Below are 20,218 nucleotides of genomic sequence, written 5' to 3' on the forward strand. Positions count from 1 at the left end.
GTCGCCGGTCAGATGTTCGTCCTGCAGGTGCTGATCGTGGTGCTGCTCGTGGTGGCGGCCGTCGTCACGCTGCTGATCGAGTCCCGCACCGACCGCTTCGCCGCGGCGCGGGACCGCTCGCTCGCCGCGGCCGAGGCGTTCGCCCACAGCCCCGGCCTGGTGGCGGCGATGCAGGGCCCCGACCCCAGCGCGGTGCTCCAGCCGCTCACCGAGGCGGCCCGCAAGGACGCCAACGTGGACTTCATCGTGGTGACCGACCGCAACGGCATCCGCTACACGCACCCGGAGCCGGAGCAGATCGGCAAGCAGTTCGTCGGCACCATCGGGCCGTCGCTGCGGGGACTGGTCACCGTCGAGCAGGTGCACGGCCCGCTCGGCCTGGAGTACCAGGTGGTGGTCCCGGCGGAGGACTCCCACGGCGCGGTCGTGGGCATCGTGTCCGCCGGGATGAAGGTCGCCAATGTGAGCAGCGCGATCAACCGCCAGCTGCCGGTGGTCCTGGGCGCCGGCACCGTCGCGCTCGGCCTGGCCACGGCCGGTACGGCGCTGGTGGGCAGACGCCTGCTGCGGCAGACCCGCGGCCTCGGGCCGGAGGAGATGACCCGGATGTACGAGCACCACGACGCGGTGCTGCACGCGGTGCGCGAGGGCGTGGCGATCGTCAGCGGCGACGGCCGGGTCCTGCTCGCCAACGACGAGGCGCGTCGGCTGCTCGACCTTCCTCCCGACGCGGAGGGGCGCGCGGTCACCGACCTCGGCCTCGCCCCCGGCGCGGCCGAACTGCTGGTCTCCGGCCACGAGGTCACCGACGAGATCCTGCCCGTCGGCGACCGCCTGCTGGCCGTCAACAACCGGCCCACCGACAGCGGGGGAGGCCCGTCCGGCAGTGTCACCACGCTGCGCGACTCCACCGAGCTGCTCGTCCTCGCGGGGAAGGCCGAGGTCGCCCGCGGCCGGCTCAGGCTGCTGTACGACGCGAGCGTGGCCATCGGCACGACCCTGGACGTCCGGAGAACCGCGCAGGAGCTCGCCGAGGTGGCCACCCGGGAGTTCTGCGACTACGCCACCGTCGACGTCGCTGAGGAGGTCCTGGTCGGCGAGGAACCGCGGACCCTGGCCGTCGGCGCTCCGGTGGTACTGCGGCGGGTGGCGGTCACCGGCATCCGGGACGACTCGCCGCTGTACCCCCAGGGGGAGCTGGTCAGGTGGGCCGGGAGCACCCCGCAGGCGGCGGGCTTCGTCAGCGGGCGGTCCGCGCTGGTCCCCGAGCTGGCGACCGACGCCGGGTGGCGCAGGCAGGACGCCGAGCGCACGCAGGCGGTGCTGGAGTTCGGCCTGGCATCGCTGATCGCCGTCCCGCTGACGGCGCGGGGTGTGCTGACGGGCGTCGCCTGCTTCTGGCGCAGCCGGGACCGGGGACCGTTCGAGGAGGACGACCTGTCCCTGGCCGAGGAGCTGGCCGCCCGGGCCGCCGTGTCCGTGGACAACGCCCGCCGTTTCACGCGCGAGCACACGATGGCCGTCACGCTGCAGCACAGCCTGTTGCCGCGCGCCCTGCCCGAGCAGAGCGCCCTCGACGTCGCCTACCGCTACCTGCCGGCCCAGGCCGGGGTCGGCGGCGACTGGTTCGACGTCATCCCGCTGTCGGGCACCCGGGTGGCGCTGGTCGTCGGCGACGTGGTCGGCCACGGCCTGCACGCAGCCGCGACCATGGGCCGCCTGCGCACCGCGGTCCAGAACTTCTCCACCCTGGACCTGCCGCCGGACGAGCTCCTCGGCCACTTGGACGAACTGATCGCCCACATCGACCAGGAGACGGCCGCGGTCGACGGGGCGATCGCGATCACCGGTGCGACCTGCCTCTACGCCATCTACGACCCCACCACCGCCACCTGCGCCCTGGCCCGGGCCGGCCATCCCCCGCCCGCGCTCGTCCACGCGGACGGCACGGTGGAGTTCCTCGACCTCCCGGCCGGCCCGCCGCTCGGCCTGGGCGGGATGCCCTTCCAAGCCACCGAGGTGCGGCTGGAGCCGGGCACCAGTCTGGTCCTCTACACCGACGGCCTCGTCGAGGACCGCACCCGCGACATCGGCATCGGCCTGGACGTCCTCGGCGCCACCCTGGCCCGGCCGGACCGATCGCCCCAGGAGGTCTGCGACGCCGTGCTGGAAGCCCTGCTGCCGGCCCGGCAGACCGACGACATCGCCCTCCTCGTCGCCCGTACCCGCGTACTGGAGCCCGACCGGATCGCCGGGTGGGAGGTGAGCGCGACTCCGGCGGCCGTGGCCCTGGCCCGCGCCCAGGCCACCCGGCAGCTCGCCGAGTGGGGCCTGGACGAGGCCGGCTTCGTCACCGAACTGGTGCTCAGCGAGCTGGTCACCAACGCCATCCGCTACGCGACCGGACCGATCGAGGTGCGGCTGCTGTACGACCGCACGCTGATCTGCGAGGTCTCCGACACCAGCAGCACCGCCCCGCACCTGCGCTACGCGGCCGCCGAGGACGAGGGCGGCCGCGGCCTGTTCCTCGTCGCCCGGCTCGCCGACCGCTGGGGCGTCCGCTACACACCCGAGGGCAAGACCATCTGGTCCGAGCAGTGCCTGTAGCCGAGCGCCACGGGGCGGTCCCGGGGGTCAGCGGGAGCCGAAGTCGGCGTTCCAGGAGGCGGTGCCGTCCGGGCCGGCCGCGCAGGTCGAACCGCTGGGACATGCTGACTTGACGGCTGTTCATCCCGTTCCGATACTTGCGTCGGCTCGGTCGGTCGGTAGGACGGCGGAGCGCTGGGTCGTGGGCAACCGGGCATGGGACCGGTGGTCGACATCTCACCGTTGCGTCGCTCGACCTGCCGGGACACGAACAGTTGTCTCGATTCATGGGATGTGAGCGATGAAGATTGCCTTCGTCGGTGATGTGCACGGGCGCGTGCTGCACGCGCTGGGCGCTCTGACGATGTTGCAGGCGCGGCAAGGAGTGCGGCTGGACGCCGTCATCCAGGTCGGGGACCTGGGGGCCTACCCGTCCGCCGGACGGTTCGACGAAGCGAGCCGTCGGTTCCATGCGGACAATCCCGCACAGGGAGACTTCTTCCGACTGCTCGATTCGACGGCGCAGGTGGCCGAGGGGGTCGTCGCCGCCCTCCGGCAGCTGCCCCGGATCCTGTTCCTGAGCGGGAACCACGAGGACCACGAGTGGCTCGGTTCCCTGCACGACGAGGGCCGCGCCGACGTCGTGCCCGTGGACCCCTTCGGCGCGTTCCACCACGTCGTCTGCGGTCACGTCATGGAGGTCGCCGGGGAGCGGGTGGCATTCCTCGGTCTGATCGAGGCGCCGGGGACGATGGACTTCGACGAGGCCGCGTACGCGCGGCTGCTCGCCACCGAACCGGGCACCGTCGACGTGCTCGTGACGCACGACGGCCCCTACGGCATGTCCCGCAGCAGGCGAGGAGACGTCCAGGGCTCGGCGAGGCTCTCCAGGCTCATCGAGCACCTCCAGCCGCGTCTGCACGTCGGCGGCCACTACCACCACGAGAACGGACCCCGCCGCTACGGCCGGACGGTGTCCCACGCGCTCGCGCAGTTGGTCGACCCCAAGAGGGACCGGTGGCAGCCGGAGCCGGTCAACCCGCAGCAGCGCGTCACGGCCGGCAGCATCGGCGTGCTCGACACCCGGACGTACGCCTTCGAGTACGTCCACGGCGACTGGCTCGCCGACGTCAGCGGCGACGACCTCGACCTCGCCGGGATCGCCGAGACGGCGAGGCCCCGGTGACGGCGGCCCCGGCGCGCTGATCCGGTCCGCGGTCGGGGGATGCCGCCTGACTGCGGCTCCGGCCGCGGCTCCGGGCCGCGCGCTCGACAGCCCACCGCACGACTCCGGCACCGGTGCCGGAGCCGTGCGGTGGGGCGTCGACGGACGCCCATCGGTGTCGGGTCAGCCGGTCTTCGGGCTGTCCCGGAATTCCTGCCGTTGCTCCAGGTCGTTGGCGAATTCGGCCAACCAGCGGGTCCCGGCGCGCCGGCGGCACGGCTGGTGGGCGGGCCCGGCCGAGTGTCAGACGGCGGCTTGCCGCCGGTCGACCACCGTGCGGAGCTTGCCGCTGGTGGCCGTCCGCTCGAAGGCCCCGCCGGCGGCCGTCTCGACCGTGAAGGCGAGCAGGCCCTCGGTCACGGCGGAGGCCAGTTCGGGGATGGCGGCCGGGAAGGCGGCCGCCGCGGCCGCGGCGTCGGGGGCGTACCTCTCGTCGAGGCGGACGGTGACCCGCTCCCGGCCGTCGCCGGCGTCCAGGACCAGCTGCAGCTCGCCGCGGTAGCCGAGGTGCTCCTCCGCCACCGCGATGAAGCGCCGGACGTTGAAGAAGTACGTGCCGACCCGGACGACGTCCCCGTACCGGCCGAGGAGTTCGATCCGCGGGGTGTGGCTGCCGCAGGGGCAGACGCCCTCGACCGAACGGCCGAGGTCGCCGATCTGGTAGCGCTCCAGGCGCTGCCCGGCGCGGGTGCGGCTGGTGAAGACCAGGCGGCCCGGCTGCCCGGCGGGGGCCGGGCGGTCGGCCTGCGGATCCAGGATCTCCAGGGTGTGCAGGTCGGTCAGGACGTGGTGGACCGAGCCCTCGGCGTGGGTGCACTGGTAGCCGAGCGGCCCCAGGTCGGTGCTGCCGTACGCCGCCGAGCGGATCACCTCGACGCCGAACTCCTCGGTGAGCACACGGCGTTGTTCCGCCGTGAAGTGCTCGCCGCCGTAGAACACCTTGCGGATCCCTCCGTAGGCGCGCAGTGCCGCGCCCTCGGAGTGGAACAGCTGCCACAGGTAGGAGGGCATGCCGAACACCGCGTTCGCGCCGTGCGTCACCAGCGCCTCGGCGGTGGCGGCGTGGTCGGGGCCGGCGGCGATGGGCAGCTGGGTGGCGTTGAGGCGCTCCAGGATCGAGAAGAAGCTGATGAAGCTCCCGTACATGCCGCCGCAGTAGAAGAGGTTGGCGGCGCGGTCCCGGGCCGGGTCGAACCCGGCGGCGAGCAGGCCGTCGGCGGCGGCCCGCATCTGGGTGTCGTAGTCGGCGTTGGTGAACACCGACAGGGCCGGGGCGCCGGTGCTGCCGCCGCTGCGGAAGTACAGGTGGGCGTGGACCGGCGAGAGGGTGCGCAGCTGCTCCTGCACGCCGGCCTTGTCGAGCAGCGGGCCGCTCGGAGCGGCCGGGAGGACGGCGGGGGCCGCCAGGTCGTCCAGGCAGGCGGTGGTGGCGAAGGCCTCGTCCGCCCGGACGCTGACGCGCCGGCTGTAGCGCTGGAGCGCGTAGACGCCGTCGTGGGGCTCGCCGTGGTAGCTGTCGAGCATCCCGCCGACCGGGGTGACCCGCAGCACGCCCGCGGCGAGCACGGCCCGCGACAGCCGGGCGACGTCGGCGCGGCTGCCGCCGATCGCGGCGGTCTGCAGGTAGCGGCGCATCGGGCGCAGCACGGTCATCACGGAGGTGCGGGGCAGCGGCTTGACCCACACGCTGCGGTTGAGCGGCGAGGCCGCCAGGGCGGGGCGGGTGTCGCCCAGGACGCGCCAGGACCCGTCCTCGGCGGCGACGACCCGGGTGAGGCCGAGGTGCTCCTCCAGCCGCGCGACGAGTTCGGTGGTGGTGATCTCGGCGTGCTCGGCCGGTCCGAGCTCGGGCCGCGGCAGCTTGGCGGAGGCCTCGGCGAGGTGGGCCGCGAAGCGCTCGGCGAAGGCGAAGACCTCACCGTCGTCCTCGGTGTCGAGGTAGACCACCTGGGGGCTGGAGCAGGCCTGCTGCTCGAAGCGGCAGACGTCGGCGGCGAGCGCGTCCAGCGTCACCCCGTCCGACCAGGCGTCACGGGTCAGGTAGGCGAAGGAGATCCGGTGGCCCCATTCGATCAGCCGGCAGCCGGCCGGGGCCAGCTCGGCGATCGAGCGGACGGCGTCCTCGCCGCCCCAGACCGCCACCGCGTCGGCGGGCGCGCACAGCAGGCGCAGCCACTCGGTGCGGGCGGAGGGGAAGCGCAGCACGACGATGCGGCGGGCCAGGGCGCCGGTCGGGTCGGCGGCGGCCAGCTCGGCGAGCAGGTACCCGGCGAGCAGGGTGTCACCGCTGCTGGTCTTCAGCACGTTGAGGTTCCCGGTGAGCAGGCCCTCGACGACGCACAGCGGTGCGACGGCGGCGGCGTTGCCGGGGGCTATGTGGACCAGCAGCCCGACCGGTGCCCAGGCCTCGTAGGTGGTCTCCCGGGCGTCGGGCCGGGTGAGGCGCTCGGGGCGCAGCCCGCCGAGCTCGCGCCGGAGCTTGCGCTCCAGGGCGGGGCGGGTGATCGCGTCGGCGATCTCGGAGAGCGTCGCGGATGCCTCCTCCGGGCCGGTGCCGCCGTCGGTCAGCACGCCGAGCAGGCGGGTGCGGACGGGGCCGCCCGGCGTGTCGAGGGCGTCGGCGAGGTGCTGGCAGGCGTCCAGCACCAGCTCGGTGGAGAGGGGTTCGGCGAGGGCGCGGGCGGCGAGTTCCGGGAGTTCCGCGAGTCGGCGGGCGGCCTCCTCGTCGTCGATGAACGTGCCCTGCCAGAAGTGGGGTGCGGCCGTTGCGGGTTCGGGGTTCACGACTGTCCCTTCAGGAGTTCGGCGGCGGCCGCCGCGCAGTTGCGGTTGCGGCTGACCCCGGCTCGCCCGTGGATGGTGAACCACGGCGTGGGCAGGGGGCAGGCGCACTCCTCGGCGGCGTGCAGCGAGGCGAGGTCGCCCATGACGACGCTCTGCGCCGGCACCGAGGTGATGTACGGGGAGACCAGGTGGAGGAAGCCGCGTTCGCCGTGGGGCAGCGGCCGCAGGGTACGGGTGTCGCGTACCGCGGCCCGCGACCAGACCGGGACGTGCAGGCGGTGGTGCTCGCACTCGATGTACGGCACGCAGTGCTCGACCGAGCCGAAGGTGTCCCGGATCCGCTCCGAGGGGATGCCCAGGTGCTCGGTGACCGCGGCGTAGAACTCGTCCTTGCCGATCTGCCGGTCGGTGTGCCCCTTCCAGCCGCCGCCGAGCAGGACCAGGGAACCGGCCGGCAGTTGCAGCGGCGGCAGGCCGAGGGACCGCATCCGCTCCAGGGTGAAGTGCAGGAACGCGGGGAAGCCGAGGATCCGTACCGGCAGGCCGTCCTCGGCGTAGCGCTGCAGCGCCGCGATGCAGCCGTGGACGTCGAACTCGTGGCTGCTGCCGGTGTGCCGCAGCGCGTGCGTGGTGTGGTTGGCCGGGGCGAAGTCGCAGAGGTAGTTGTCGGTGAACGAGGTGCCGAGCTTGAGCTGCGGGGCGGGTTCGTAGCTGTAGAGCAGGTAGTTGACCGGCTGGTCGGGGGTGATCCAGCCGTAGTGGTCGAAGATGCGGGCCACCATGCGCTGCGCGGACCGGATCGTCCACTCGTCGAAGAACATCTGCGACTTCTGGCCGGTGGTGCCGGAGGAGGTCAGGTGGAGGAAGACCTCGTCCCGCGGGATGGAGAGCACCTCCTGCCGCTTGAAGAAGTTGGCGTGCACCAGGGGAGCGCGGACGTCCTCGCCGACGGTGGGCGCGGCGACCTCCGCCGGGCCGTCCAGCAGGGAGCGGTAGAACGGCGAGCGCTGCGCGTGCCAGGCGTGGCTCTCCGCCATCGCGGCGGCGAACAGGCGGTCGGTCTCCGGCCCGGCCGCGTACGGGGAGGCCAGGTCGCACAGCTGCTGGACGTGCGGGAGCGCGGCGGGGTCGGGGACCTCGACCGGCGCGAGATGGGCATTCACGGGATGGACGGTCACGGGGCAACCTCGGGATCGGTCATGGGGCGACCTCGGCAAGGGGAACGGGCAGGTAGGTCGAGGTCCAGGCGGTCAGGTAGGCCGGCAGGTACGGCTGGAGCGGGCTGCCGACGGCGGTGGTCCTGAAGTCGATCTGACGGCTGGTGCGGGACAGCACGACGTAGTCGTGGAACCGTTCGCCGATCCGGCGCATCGCCGGGTACACGGCGCTCGGGATGAACCCGGCCGCCAGGAACGCGTGCAGCCCGGCGGTGTCGGCCAGCGGCAGCAGCGTCTCGACGTAGTCGGCGCCCGCACGGGTCACCGCCGCCATCAGCGGCTCCAGCGCACCGGTGACGGCGGCCGGGGACGGGTGCACCGCGACCAGCGAGCAGCTCGCCGCGACCGGGTCCAGGTCGGCGTACGCCTCGAACGCGCCGTCCGGCGGGGTGAGGACGGCGTTCGGGACGTGCAGCGGGAAGAACCGCTGCGCCGGGTCGGGGAAGAGTTCCAGGAACCGGCGGCGGACGAACCCGGGCGCCGTGATCAGCTCCATCGGCGCGGTCACCGGAGCGCTACGCCCGGTGGGCGCGAGGGGGCCGTCCACCGGCTGCGGGTCGCCGTAGCCGAGGCCGGTGCTCTGCCGCGCGGCCTCCAGCAGCGGGAGCAGGGCTCCGGGCACCAGGTCGACGCTCTCGCGCCGGGCCAGGACACCGTCGGCGTGCCGCGCGAACAGCGCCAGGCTCTCGCAGCCGGCCACCTCGACGGCGTTCGGCAGCAGACCGAGGGCGTGGAAGCCGTTGCGGGCGAAGACCTGTTGCGGGCCCGGGGTGACCACCCGCACGGTCGCGTAGATCGAGTCCGGGGCGCCGGTCGCGAAGGCGTCCGCGCAGACCGCGGCGGTCAGTCGGCCGGCCAGGCCGCTGCCGCGCTGGTCGGGGTGGACCGCCAGGCCCACCAGCTTGCCGATCCGGCTGCCGGGGTCGGTCTGTACGGCCACCGACCCGGCCAGGTGGGCGACGCCCTCGCGTCGCGCGGTCAGCCAGTGGGTGTGCGGGTCGGCGATCAGGCGGCGCATCTCCGCGGGGTCGCTGCCGAGCGCGACCGGGTAGCCGTGGCCGTAGACGTCGAAGTAGAGCTGGCGCAGCTGGGCGACGTCCGCCGGGGCCGCGGGGGCGATCGTCACGGTCATCCGACGTGTCCGATCGTCTTCGCGGCCGGGAACGGCTCCTCCTGCGGGGCCGCCACGGGGGCGGGGGCGGCCGGTTCGCGCCGGCCGGTCCACCACAGGGCGGCGGCGACCGGGAGGACGCCGAGCGCCTGGACCAGGCAGAGCGTGCGCGGTGAGAGGTGGTCGCCGAGCAGGCCGAACACCAGCGAGGACACCGGGAAGGTGGCACCCAGCAGCGCCTGCATCACGGCGAAGAAACCGGCCCGGTCCCCGACCGGGACCAGCCGCTGGAACAGGGTGACGAACCGGACACCGATCACGCCCACGCACCAGCCGGCCACCGCCATCGACGCCACCGCCGCGGCCTGGCTGCCGACCAGACCGGGCAGGCCGAGCGCGGCGGCCAGCAGGCCGAGACATCCGGCGCCGACGACGGTGGGGGCGCCCGGAAGGCGGCCGCCGGTGAACGAGCCCACCAGCGTGCCGGCTCCGAGGGCCGCCTCCAGGGCGGCGACGGTCGAGCCGTCGGAGTGCAGCACCGCCCGAGTGAACAGGGGCATCACCACGAACACCGCCGTGGTGAACAGGTTCGCCGCAGCGAAGCAGAGCAAAACCCGCCGGACGAACGGCAGTTCGGCCAGGATCCGGCGAAGCGGCCGGGGTTCGGCGGGGCCGCTGCCGTCCGGGGCCGGGGCGTCCGGGCCGGCGGGGAAGCGGGTCGCGCCGATCAGCGCGGCCGCCAGCAGATAGGCGCCGGCGCACCCGGTGATGATCCCCGCCAGACCGGCGGCGTCGACCACCAGCGGGCCCAGCAGCCCGCCGGCCAGCCCGGCCAGCGACTGGGTGCCGAGCTCGAAGCCGGTCGCGGCCTCGATGTCGGCGTCCTCGACCAGCTCGGGCACGGAGGTGGTCAGACAGGGGTCGAAGACGGCCTGGCAGCCCGCCAGCAGCAGCGCCGCGCCGTACGCGACGGCCATCGGCAGCGCCGAGGTGTACGTCCAGACGGCCGTGCCGAGGGCGATCAGCCCGGCGGCGGCGGCCGAACCGCCCAGCACCGTACGGTGCGGGCAGCGGGCGATGACCGTGGCCACCAGCGGCGCCAGCGCCACAGCGGGCAGGGTGCTGACGGCGAGGAAGACGCCGGAGGCCAGACCGCGGTCCGCGCCCGCGGCGTATCCCACCAGCCACCACACCGCGCCGACCTGGAACATCCGGCCGGCGGCCTGGGTGAGGACCTGGGCGGCCCACACGGCGCCGAACCGCCGGTTGCGCAGGACGAGCGGCAGACGGCGGCCACCCGTGGCGGGGGCGGTCCCGGAAGCCGTCCCGGGGGCTGTCACGGAAGCCGTCTCCGGGGTCACGCCGGTGCCCGTCACGAGTGCGGCCGTTCGTCGAGGACGCTGATCAGCTTGCCGGTCCGCGGGTTGACGGCGAGCTCGTGGTGGCGCACCCAGGTGACGGACAGCGGGTGGACGTAGCCGGCGGCGACCGCCTCCGGGTACAGCGGCCGCGCCGCGTGGATCCCGGCCTCGACGGCGGCGGCCAGCTCGGGGAGCCCGTCGGGGTTCCCGTCGCAGGCCAGACGCAGCACCAGGCCGTCCCGGCCGTCCCAGCGGCGCACGACCAGCTGCACACCGGTCACCCGGCCGGCCGGGTCGGCGGCCCGGACGAGGTCGAGCACGTCCTGGGTGTAGAGGGACACCGGCCCCACCCGGACGCCCTCCTGGGCCCGGCCGAGGATGCGGAACTCCCCGGCGGCGGGGTCGGTCCACTCCGCGCGGTCCCCGACGGGGTAGCGCAGCACGGGCATCAGCCGTCGTCGCAGGTCGGTCACCACGACCCGGCCCGGCACCCCCGCACCGGTGATCGGCTCGCCGGTGTGCTCGTCGAGGATCTCCACCACCGTCTCCGGGGCGAACACCCGGTGGACCCGGGTGTCCGGTCCGGGCACCGGTCGCCCGAGCAACCCGGCATCGACGGCGGCGTAGCCGATCGAGGAGATGCGGGCGTTGGGGAACACCTTGCCGAGCAGCGGCTGCTGGTCCTGGTAGAGGCCCTCGCCGCCGAACAACAGCAGCTCCACGGAAGGGAGTTCGCGACCGGCGGCGAGAAGGTGATCGGCCAGTGCGCACAGCGTGGTCGGAGTGCCCGCGACCACCTCGACCTCGAACTGCTCCAGGGTCTGCACGGTCGACTCCACCGGCGCGGCCCCGCCGATCGGCAGCCTGACGTTGGCGACGGGCGAGCGGTGCAGTGCGTCGAGGATGAAGGTGTAACTGGCGTACAGGTCGCCCGCGTAGAAGAGGTCGGCGACCCGGTGCCCCGGACGCAGTCCGGCATCGAGCAGCCCGGCGCCGAAGGAGGTGGTGAACTCCCGCCACTCCTCCCGGCTGTAGAACGAGAACTTCGGCGAGCCGGTGGTGCCACCGCTCTTGAAGACCACCGCCTCCTCCAGCGGCCCGGTCAGCAGCCGGTTGCCGCGAGGCGTGTTCGCCTGCCAGAAGTCGGCCTGTGGGACGACCGGGAGATCGGTCAGTCGCACGGTCCGGTCCGGCAGACCGGCGTACAGCTCCGCATAGAAAGGCGAATTGCGGCGCGCGAACCGTACGAGCTCCGCTATCGGTTGAACGGGCATCAATTCCTGCTCTGAGGATGTGAGGAGAACGGACCGAGTTCCGGCGTCATCAGGAATCCGGATGCGCACGGATCATTCGGTCGAGACTGAGGCGATGTCAGGAGGAACTGGCCTCACGCTCGCAGGAAGAGAGGCTAGCACCTTGATGAACCTTCGGATCCCAGTCACTGGCCTGCCGTTGGGCTGGCGACGAGGCGATCTGAGGCTTCATCAGCGGGGTTTATCGGTCAGCCGGAACGAAAGGGTGACATGCGTCTCAGTCGGAGTTCAGGGAGCCGAACATGAAATGTCTCGAATTCAACTAAAGATTGGTCGCAGAGGAATCCGGCGTTGCGACCGCCGGCCGCCGGGGCGATGTCAGCAGACGGCGGCGAGCGAGTCGACGAGGATGTCGAGCCCTTCCCCGGCCTCGTCCTCGGTCAGGGTGAGCGGGGGAGCCATCCGAAGGGCGTGGCCGTAGAGGCCGCCCTTGCCGATGAGCAGGCCCCGCTCCTTCGCGTGCTCCAGCACCCTGGCGGCCAGCGACGGGCTCGGTGATCCCGAGTCGGGGTCGATCAGGTCGACGGCGAACATCAGGCCCTTGCCCCGGACCTCCCGCACGACCGGAAGCCGTTCCGCCGCCGTCCGCAGGCCGTCGATCAGCAGGCGGCCGAGCCGGTGCGCATTGGCCTGGAGATCGTGGGCGATCAGGTAGTCGAGGGTGGCCTTGGCGGCTGCCGTCGCGATCGGGTTGCCGCCGAAGGTCGAGATGCCGTTGGCCGGAAGCGCGTCCATCAGCGTGCCGTCCGCGACCACACCGCCGATCGCGAAGCCGTTTCCCAGACCCTTCGCGAAGGTCATGGCATGGGGTGTCACGCCATGGGCCTGGATGCCCCAGAAGTGCTCGCCGGTGCGGCCCCAGCCTGTCTGCACTTCGTCGGAGACCAGCAGGATCCCGTACCGGTCCAGGATCTCCCGGTATCCCGCGAGGAGCCCGTCCGGCGCGACGGTGAAGCCTCCGACGCCCTGGACGGGCTCCACGATCAGGCAGGCGACATCGGTGGCGGTGGCCGTGTCGAGGACGTGCTGCAGATCGTCCGCACAGAAGGCCAGGAACTCCTCGTCCGACAGCTGCGGGAAGCGGGCGCGGTCGGTGCCGTGCAGGTAGTGCACGTTGACGGGCGAGAGCGAGGAGTTCTTCCAGCTGCGGTTGCCCGTCACGGCCGTGGCCGCGTACGAGCGCCCGTGGTAGCTGTTGCGCAGGGCGAGCACCTGGTCGGACCGTCGGGCATTGGTGGCGAGCAGCAGCGCCGTCTCGTTGGCCTCGGTGCCGGAGTTGGTGAAGAAGACCTTGGCGTTCGCGATGCCCGACAGCTCCGCGATCCGCTCGGCCAGCTCCACCTGGGTGCGGATGAGGTACAGCGTCGAGGTGTGCGCGATCCCGGTGCGCAGCTGCCGCTCGACGGCCTCCCGGACCTCGGGCACGTCGTACCCGAGCATGTTGGTGAGGATGCCGCCGAAGAAGTCGAGATAGCTGCGCCCGTCGGAGTCGGTGACGCGGCGCCCCTCGCCGCTCACGATCTCGATCGGCTCGTCGTAGTAGAGCGACACCCACCTCGGCATGACCGCGCGATGGCGGCCGAGCAGGTTCGACATGCGGGGTTCACTCTCCCTGCGGCAGCGTCGACTTGGCGTTCGAACGGACGGCCGGGACGCACGGACGGCTTTCGCGAAAGCTACCCGACCTCCGGCCCGCAGGCCGGTCAATCGGCCGCGACACGGGCCGCGACCGCGCGGCCGCGACATCGTGACCGGGGATGGGTGTTCCGTCAATCTATGTCCGAATTGTCCGTATTAATGGGAAAAGTAGTGAATGGTAGGTCCCGTGCGGGGGATCGACCGACTCGTCGGAGGGCGTCGGCAGGTCGGTTGTGCGCCGAATCACAGGGGGGCGATGGCGGTGCCCGGAACCCCCGCCCGACCAGGGGACTTGTCCGGGTACACGATCGATCCCGCCGAGCCGGGCGCGGCATCGAGCTTGCGTACGGACCGTCCCCTCCTTCAGGCTGCTGCGAGTCCACAGCCGAGGGGGGAACGAAAGGGTCCTCCTCGCATGGCCAAACGTTCGAAGCACCGCCGCAGTACGCCCAGCGGGCGCCGTTTCCTCGCACTCGGGATCGCGCTGGCCGCCACGGGCACCGGCGCGGCCGCCTGGGCGATGCCGACCGCGACCGCGCAGACCGAGCCGGTGGTGGTCGACTCGATCTCGATCACGCCGAACGGTCCAGCCGCCGGCAGCCCGGTCACGGCCACCGCCACCCTGCACGCCACCAGCCGGACCTCGGTCCAGGCGCTGACCATCGCGGTGCGGTCGGCCGACGGAGCCCACTACGACTTCCGCGGTGCGGTTCCGGCGACGCTGACCTCCTCGCCGCTCACGTTCACGCCGGACAGCCGCACCTTCCCGGCGGGCACGTACACGTACTTCGTGGCGTACGAGACGTCCAACCACTGGCACAACCTCAGCCCGGTGAAGACCTTCACCGCGGGTGCCTCCTCGGCTCCGGCGCCGAGCCCGTCGCCCACGGCCACCGCGACGCCCACCACCTCGCCGTCGCCGACCGCGACCGCCACGGTGACGCCGTCGCCGACCGCCACTGCCACGGCGACCCCGTCGCCGACCGCCACTGCCACGGCGACCCCGTCGCCGACCGCGACTGCCACGGTGACGCCGTCGCCGACCGCCACCGCCACGGCGACCCCGTCGCCGACCGCCACCGCGACGCCGTCGCCGACCGCCACGGCTGCTCCGACGGCCGGTGCCTCGACCGGCACGTCCGCTGGGCCGCTGGGGATCGCGGGCTCCTGGCGCCCGGTCTTTGCGGACGAGTTCAACGGCAGCTCGCTCGACGCCACCAAGTGGAACCCCAACTGGTTCGGCTGCAGCACCTGCACGACCCAGCCGGTGAACTCCCAGGAGGCCGCCGCGTACTCCCCGTCCCAGGTCACGGTGAACGGCGGCAGCCTGCACCTGTCGGCGGTCCAGAAGCCGGCCACCGTGAACGGCAAGACCTACCCGTACACGTCGGGTCTGATCAACACCAACGGCAAGGCCCAGTTCACCTACGGTGCGTTCGAGGCCCGGATCTACCTGCCGCCGTCCGGCTCGCAGGTCGCCAACTGGCCCGCCTTCTGGGCGGACGGTCAGAACTGGCCGACCGACGGTGAGCTGGACGTGATGGAGGGTCTGGGCGGCGACGCCTGCTACCACTTCCACTCCACCGCGGGCGGCCCCGGCGGGTGCGCGCCCGGCAACTACAGCGGCTGGCACACCTACGGCGCGGAATGGGCGCCGGGCTCGGTCACGTACTACTACGACGGCGTGAAGGTCGGACAGATCACCAGCGGCATCACCTCGGCGCCGATGTACCTGATCCTGGACAACGCGGTCGATTCCAAGTACCCGGCCGTCACCCCGGCCGACATGCAGGTCGACTACGTGCGGGTGTGGCAGCACTGACCCGACCCCGCCCCGACAGCGGCCCGGCTGCGCGGACTTCCACCGCGCGGCCGGGCCGCTGTGTCGCAGCGTCGCGTGTGGCCGGCGCGCGACGCCCCCACCGGGCGGCGGCGGCGCGGTGGCAGGTGCTCGCTGTGCGGGTCAGGCGGTCGGGGGTGTGCCGTCGGGGTCGGTGCTGCGGATCGCGTGGATGATGCGGGTCGCCCAGTCGGCGGGCCGTTCGTGGCCGAGGAGTTCGGAGAGCCGGTCCATGCGGGTCCGGCGTTCGGCCGGGGGGAGGTCGAGGGCCCGGCCGAGGACGGTGCCGAGGTCCTCCGGGGAGCGGGGGTCGGTGAGCAGGGCGGCCTCGCCGAGTTCGGTGGCGGCGCCGGCGTGGCGGGAGAGCACCAGGACTCCCGGGTCGGTGTGCCGGGGGAGCGCGGTCCGGGCGGCGATGAACTCCTTGGCGGTCAGGTTCATCCCGTCCTGGAGGGAGGTGACCCAGAGCACGTCGGCTGCCAGGTACTGGTCGACGACCTCGGTGGTGGACAGGCGCTGCGAAAGGTAGTCGACCGGTTGCCAATTCCGCTGGCGCCAGCGGGCGTTGATCTCTCCGATGCGCTGCTCGAGGTGGTGGCGGGTGGTGTCGTAGGCGGTGATGCCGGGCTCCGGCGGCGGGCAGACGAGGCGGAAGACGAGCCGGCCGCGCAGCCCGGGCCGGCGGGTGAGCAGCCGGTCGACGGCCTCGACCTTCTGGACCGGGGCCTTGGCGTAGTCGAGGCGTTCGACCGAGAGCACGACGCGGCCGGTGGCCGGGCGGCGGTGCGGCGCCCGGAGACGGGCGAGCTCCTCGACGGCCGGCCGGTCGATCCCGAGCGGGTGGACGCCGGTGCGCGGCGGATCGGGCAGACCGGCCAGGGTGCGGCGGAAGTGTGCGGCGAACTCCTCGGTGTGGAAGCCCGCCCAGTCGAGGCAGGCCAGCGAGGAGCGCAGTTCCGCGGCGACCGGGAGGGTGGCGAAGGTCTCCGGGGCGGGGAACGGAGTGTGGTGGAAGAGCCCGGTCCTGAGGTCGGGGCGGGTCCTGCGCAGCAGGCCGGGGACGAGCCAGAGGTTGTAGTCGTGGAGCCAGACGGTGGCACCGGGGGCGGCCCGGGCGCTGATGTGCCGGCCGAAGCGGGCGTTGACCGTGCGGTAGTCGGTCCAGGCGCGTTCGTCGAACAGCGCCCGGTCGGGTTCGGACATCAGCACCGGCCACAGCGTTTCCTTGCAGGCGCGGTGGAAGTAGCCGCTCCAGGTGGCCTGGTCCACCGGGACGGCGGCGAGCGGCGGTGAGGTGGGGCGCGGGAGTGCGGCCTGCCGGTCGCACCCGGTCAGCGCGGTGACCCAGACGCCCGGCAGGCTGTCGGTGAACGCGCTGGTCAGGGTCGGCAGGATGCCGTTGGGGCTGCTGGGTGGCTGCCAGCTCTCGCCGTTCCAATGCAGTGGCGGGCGGTGGTAGGCCACCAGGAGGGAGTGCCGGTCCGCGGGCGGTTCGTCAGCGACACCGGGGTCGGGGCCGGCGTCGCGGGAGATCCAGTCGAGGTCGCGGAGCGCCGCGTGGATGCCCGCCGCGCCGGGGCGGCCGGGGCGGTGGACGCGGGGCTCGTCGGCGAGGGCGGTGAGCAGCGCGGGTTCGGCCCCGCCGACGACCACGGTGTGCGTGCCGAGCCGGAACAGCGAGAGGTCGTTGAGGGAGTCCCCGGCGACGAGGATCTCCTCGGGCTTCCAGCCCAGCTTCCCGGCGAGGACCCGGAGGGCGTTGCCCTTGGAGGCTCCCGGCGGCAGGACGTCGAGGTAGCGGTCCGCCGAGTACACCCAGGTGCAGCCGAGGGCGTCGACGGCTGCGGTGAGTTCGTCGGTGAGCCGGTCGGGGGCCAGGTGGTAGGAGCAGCGGCCGTCCTGGACGACGTCGTGCTGGTAGGTGAGCGCGGGGAAGCGGCGTAATGCGGCGCGTACCCGCTCCGGCCCGGGCCAGCCGGTCCGCAGCTGTTCCTGCACTGGGTCCACGGGGGTGAAGTCCGTGCCGTCGATGACGGTGGCGCCGACGTCGGCGATGATCCACCGGGGGCGCGGCACGAGCGGATCGCGGAGAAGCTCGCGGACGGAGGCCAGTGCGCGTCCGGTGGCGAAGACCGGGGTCACCTCGGGGTGGCGAGCCAGGGCGTCCCGTAACCGGCGCCGGTCGTCCCGGGTGCCGCCGAGTAAGGTGCCGTCCAGATCGGTGACCAGAATCCTCGACTTCGACATCCGAGGGACGCTAACACGATCACCGCGCGTAGTGAAGTGTTCACCTCAATCGAGGCAGGGGCGACGGTCCGGTTCCTCCTCGACCGGCGCGAGGGCCTGGGCCCTCTCCCCCCGCCCGGCTCCGGCGGGCCGCCCGCGCCCGAGCCGTGCTCGGGCGAACGGACGGGCCGCCGGTACCGCGGCGAGGACCCGCCGTGGGTCAGTCCGCAGCGGAGCGGCGCCGGCGCAGGCGGAGCCAGAGGCCGGCGGCCCCACCGGCCAGTGCGGCGGCTCCGAGCGCCGGCAGCTGCCACGACCTCGGGGACGGCTGATCGGCCGAGGCCGAAGCCGAGACCGACGAGGTCGCCGGAGCCTGCGCCGTGGACGGCGGCTCCGGCTGGGCCCCGGGCGGCGTTCCCGGCTGGTCCCCGGGTGCGGCTCCCGTGCCGTCGAACAGCCCGAACCCGCCGGCGAGCCCGTTCCGGTCGTAGCCGGATCCGGGGAGCTTGTCCGCGTACCGGCCGGTCACCAGCTTCTGGTAGGCGGCCAGTGGGAGGCTCTGCTTCCCGCCGAGGCCGGTGGTGGCCTCGGTGTTGAGCGGCTCGACGTCGCCGTTCCCGGTGAGCCGGTACCAGGCGTGGATCTGCGGCTCGGTGAAGGTGCGGGCACCGGCGGCGGCGCGTTCGGCGAGCTTGAGCTCGGTGTCGCCGTCCCGGATGCCGGCCAGCCGCCAGCCGCCGCCCTTGCCGGGCGGAGCGAGCAGGACGGCGGCCTGGTGGCCGTCGGCGGCGTTCACCCGCGAGGCGAGGTAGGACAGCCTGAGCGCGTTCTGCGGTGTCGGCTGGGCCTTCCCGGTGACGAAGTCCACCGACAGCTCGTACATCGGGACCGGGTCCTTGAGCTCGAACGACGGTGGTGCGGCTGCCGCGTTCGGCGTGATCGGTCGACCGCCCGTACTGCCGCCGTCGGCACCGGGACCGGCGCCGGTGCCGCTCCCGCCGCCGGGTACGGCGGCCGTCTTCGCGGCGCCGAGGAAGCGGGAGACGGTGTCGTGCGTCTGGCCGGAGCGCAGCACTTGCTGGGCGGCGCCGTAGTCGGGGGCCTCGCTCCCGTCGTCGGCCCGGGCTGTCGCGGTGGCGGTGAAGACGCTCGCGAGTGCGGCGGCGGTGAGGACGGCCGCCTTCACTGTCCTCATGGTCGGTTGTCTCCTCATGCGTGGATGCCGATCCGTGAGTGGGTCCACCGGAACGAGCCGTTGTCGGCGTAGGTGTTGAAGTTCCACCAGGTGTACGTCTGGGTGCTGGGCCACGGATCGCCCACCGCGATCATGTTGCTGGTGCTGTCGTAGCCGTAGATGACGTTCATGTGGCCGCCGCCCGAGGTCCAGCCGATGCGCACCGCGAACGGGCGCCCGTTGGCTATCTCGTTGCTGACCTCGCTGAACGAGGCGTTGCGGTTCAGGTCGTAGCCGCCGTTGCGGAAGCCCATGGCGGACAGGCCGTTGGCCATGTCGTCCAGCGTGGCGGGCCGGTCGTTGCAGTCCAGCCACCGGCCGCGCTGGGCGAGGCGGCAGAAGTCGTACTGGTTGTACTGGTTGTAGCCCCAGTAGGTGGCGATCGTCAGGCCGGAGGCGTCCCAGCACCACTGGTCCTGGACCTGCTTCTGCATGGTGATGTCGAGCGCCGTCCAGCTGGTGGGCCGGGTGGAGGCGCAGACCGGGAGGTTCCCGGTGTTCTCGCGGATGAAGGCGTCCGCGATGTAGTAGGCGCCGGACCAGATCCAGCGGTTGTTGTTCTCGACGGTGTCCCCCGTGGTGCGACAGACCATCGGGATGCGGTCACCCTGCTGGGCCTGGCCGGTGATCCGGGCCGAGAGCGAGGCCAGCACCCGCTCGTTGACGGTGCTGAAGTTCCCCTGGCCCCCGATGACGGTCCCCTTGACCAGGCCCGCCTGGGCCACGGCGCCGATGCCCAGCGCGGCCGCTCCGGCCAGCACGGAGGCGGTTGCCGCCAGTGCCCATCGGCGCGATTTCCTGCGGTGTCTGCTCATGCGTCAGATCTCACTCCCCGTTAGGTGAAACCGAATGCGGGGGAGTCTGGCAGAGCCGTGGCGAAACCGGAACGGAGGAGTTCGGTCCGATCGGCGGCTACGCGCATAGAGGGCAGGAGCCGCTGGTCAACGGGTGCTTCGCGAGAGTGACTTGGCGACCTCTGGTGCAGCTGGTCTAGTCCTCCGTGATCTTATCGTTATCGGCGGGTGAATATCCTTCAGGTTGTGTAATTTCACAGAGTGAGTGCAATGTTACTCACGATGAGGGTTTCAGAAGCGGGGATTCAGGAATCCGAAGGAGCGCTTATACGGGCTCGGCGCGGGCGGTCAGGCGGGATCCAGGTACCGGCGGCCCGGTATCTGCTCGAAGATCAGGTTGGTGCGGGTCTGGGCCACCGCAGGGTGGGTGGTGAGGTGGTCGACGACGAAGTCGCGCAGGGCCTCGGGGCCGGCGACGCCGACGTGCAGGAGGTAGTCGTCGGAGCCGGCCATGTGGAAGACGGCCAGGACGCCGGGCAGGTCGGGGGCGGTGCTGCGGAAGCTCTCGTTCTGCTCGCGGGTGTGGGCGCGCAGCCGGACCGAGATCATCGCCTGGAGCGGCAGGCCGATCGCCGCCGGGTCGACCTCGGCGCGGTAGCCGCGGATGACGTCGCGCTCCTGGAGGGCGCGGACCCGGGCCAGGCAGGTGGAGGGGGCGATGCCCACCGCCTCGGCGAGGGCGTTGTTCGGGAGGCGGGCGTTGTCGGCCAGGGCCCGGATGATCGCCCGGTCGGTGTCGTCGATCGGGGTCCGCCGGCGCTGCGGATTGTTCGGCATGCCTGCCAGGATCCCAGCCGATTCCGTCGATGAGCAAACCCGTTCGGGCTTC

Annotated in this window: 13 protein-coding genes; 3 read left to right on the forward strand and 10 right to left on the reverse strand. The window is 72.7% G+C overall.

Annotated features, from left to right (window positions below):
• Window positions 1-12 precede the first annotated feature (12 nt).
• Complete coding sequence (locus tag ACZ3TI_RS31710) at window positions 13-2,607, forward strand: SpoIIE family protein phosphatase (RefSeq protein WP_465732374.1); 2,595 nt, start codon at window positions 13-15, stop codon at window positions 2,605-2,607.
• Window positions 2,608-2,887: 280 nt separating this feature from the next.
• Complete coding sequence (locus ACZ3TI_RS31715; RefSeq protein WP_465732292.1) at window positions 2,888-3,772, forward strand: metallophosphoesterase family protein; 885 nt, start codon at window positions 2,888-2,890, stop codon at window positions 3,770-3,772.
• 282 nt (window positions 3,773-4,054) lie between these two features.
• Here ACZ3TI_RS31715 and ACZ3TI_RS31720 read toward each other — a convergent pair whose 3' ends face one another.
• The 6 genes from ACZ3TI_RS31720 to ACZ3TI_RS31745 form a co-directional block, all read right to left on the reverse strand.
• Entirely contained in the window at window positions 4,055-6,595 is a 2,541-nt protein-coding gene (locus tag ACZ3TI_RS31720; RefSeq protein WP_465732294.1) for an acyl-CoA reductase, read from the reverse strand.
• Window positions 6,592-7,758, reverse strand: coding sequence for a LuxE/PaaK family acyltransferase (locus ACZ3TI_RS31725; RefSeq protein WP_465732296.1), 1,167 nt, complete (start codon window positions 7,756-7,758; stop codon window positions 6,592-6,594). Before ACZ3TI_RS31725 ends, ACZ3TI_RS31720 begins: the two co-directional genes overlap by 4 nt.
• Window positions 7,759-7,792: 34 nt before the next feature.
• On the reverse strand, window positions 7,793-8,944 hold the full coding sequence (locus tag ACZ3TI_RS31730) for a GNAT family N-acetyltransferase (protein WP_465732298.1): 1,152 nt from the start codon (window positions 8,942-8,944) through the stop codon (window positions 7,793-7,795).
• Window positions 8,941-10,263 (reverse strand): MFS transporter, encoded by a 1,323-nt coding sequence (locus ACZ3TI_RS31735; protein ID WP_465732301.1) that lies wholly within the window; start codon window positions 10,261-10,263, stop codon window positions 8,941-8,943. The genes ACZ3TI_RS31730 and ACZ3TI_RS31735 overlap by 4 nt, the downstream gene beginning before the upstream one ends.
• Before the next feature lie 32 nt (window positions 10,264-10,295).
• Window positions 10,296-11,558, reverse strand: coding sequence for a phenylacetate--CoA ligase family protein (locus ACZ3TI_RS31740; protein WP_465732303.1), 1,263 nt, complete (start codon window positions 11,556-11,558; stop codon window positions 10,296-10,298).
• A gap of 357 nt (window positions 11,559-11,915) precedes the next feature.
• Window positions 11,916-13,193, reverse strand: coding sequence for an aspartate aminotransferase family protein (locus ACZ3TI_RS31745; RefSeq protein ID WP_465732305.1), 1,278 nt, complete (start codon window positions 13,191-13,193; stop codon window positions 11,916-11,918).
• 457 nt (window positions 13,194-13,650) lie between these two features.
• On the opposite strand from ACZ3TI_RS31745, the gene ACZ3TI_RS31750 reads away from it, so the two are divergent.
• Window positions 13,651-15,057, forward strand: coding sequence for a family 16 glycosylhydrolase (locus ACZ3TI_RS31750; RefSeq protein WP_465732307.1), 1,407 nt, complete (start codon window positions 13,651-13,653; stop codon window positions 15,055-15,057).
• Between the two features lie 141 nt (window positions 15,058-15,198).
• Here ACZ3TI_RS31750 and ACZ3TI_RS31755 read toward each other — a convergent pair whose 3' ends face one another.
• The 4 genes from ACZ3TI_RS31755 to ACZ3TI_RS31770 all read right to left on the reverse strand — a co-directional run bounded on the left by ACZ3TI_RS31755 (window position 15,199) and on the right by ACZ3TI_RS31770 (window position 20,166).
• Window positions 15,199-17,322: an HAD-IIB family hydrolase gene (locus tag ACZ3TI_RS31755; protein ID WP_465732309.1), complete on the reverse strand. Its 2,124-nt coding sequence runs from the start codon at window positions 17,320-17,322 to the stop codon at window positions 15,199-15,201.
• 199 nt (window positions 17,323-17,521) lie between these two features.
• Window positions 17,522-18,496, reverse strand: coding sequence for a hypothetical protein (locus ACZ3TI_RS31760; RefSeq protein WP_465732311.1), 975 nt, complete (start codon window positions 18,494-18,496; stop codon window positions 17,522-17,524).
• A 14-nt stretch (window positions 18,497-18,510) separates the two neighbouring features.
• On the reverse strand, window positions 18,511-19,350 hold the full coding sequence (locus ACZ3TI_RS31765) for a papain-like cysteine protease family protein (protein ID WP_465732313.1): 840 nt from the start codon (window positions 19,348-19,350) through the stop codon (window positions 18,511-18,513).
• Window positions 19,351-19,677: 327 nt separating this feature from the next.
• Entirely contained in the window at window positions 19,678-20,166 is a 489-nt protein-coding gene (locus ACZ3TI_RS31770) for an Lrp/AsnC family transcriptional regulator (protein ID WP_465732315.1), read from the reverse strand.
• Window positions 20,167-20,218: the final 52 nt, after the last annotated feature.

The organism is Kitasatospora sp. NPDC023120 (genome assembly GCF_055560835.1).

What these genes read in the sequence shown, in the direction of transcription:
- ACZ3TI_RS31740 (WP_465732303.1), bottom strand. Translation starts at nt 11,558, where the DNA reads ATGCCCGTTCAACCGATAGCGGAGCTCGTACGGTTCGCGCGCCGCAAT.
- ACZ3TI_RS31760 (WP_465732311.1), bottom strand. Translation starts at nt 18,496, where the DNA reads ATGAGGACAGTGAAGGCGGCCGTCCTCACCGCCGCCGCACTCGCGAGC.
- ACZ3TI_RS31755 (WP_465732309.1), bottom strand. Translation starts at nt 17,322, where the DNA reads ATGTCGAAGTCGAGGATTCTGGTCACCGATCTGGACGGCACCTTACTC.
- ACZ3TI_RS31770 (WP_465732315.1), bottom strand. Translation starts at nt 20,166, where the DNA reads ATGCCGAACAATCCGCAGCGCCGGCGGACCCCGATCGACGACACCGAC.
- ACZ3TI_RS31710 (WP_465732374.1), top strand. Translation starts at nt 13, where the DNA reads ATGTTCGTCCTGCAGGTGCTGATCGTGGTGCTGCTCGTGGTGGCGGCC.
- ACZ3TI_RS31745 (WP_465732305.1), bottom strand. Translation starts at nt 13,193, where the DNA reads ATGTCGAACCTGCTCGGCCGCCATCGCGCGGTCATGCCGAGGTGGGTG.
- ACZ3TI_RS31715 (WP_465732292.1), top strand. Translation starts at nt 2,888, where the DNA reads ATGAAGATTGCCTTCGTCGGTGATGTGCACGGGCGCGTGCTGCACGCG.
- ACZ3TI_RS31765 (WP_465732313.1), bottom strand. Translation starts at nt 19,350, where the DNA reads ATGAGCAGACACCGCAGGAAATCGCGCCGATGGGCACTGGCGGCAACC.
- ACZ3TI_RS31750 (WP_465732307.1), top strand. Translation starts at nt 13,651, where the DNA reads ATGGCCAAACGTTCGAAGCACCGCCGCAGTACGCCCAGCGGGCGCCGT.
- ACZ3TI_RS31730 (WP_465732298.1), bottom strand. Translation starts at nt 8,944, where the DNA reads ATGACCGTGACGATCGCCCCCGCGGCCCCGGCGGACGTCGCCCAGCTG.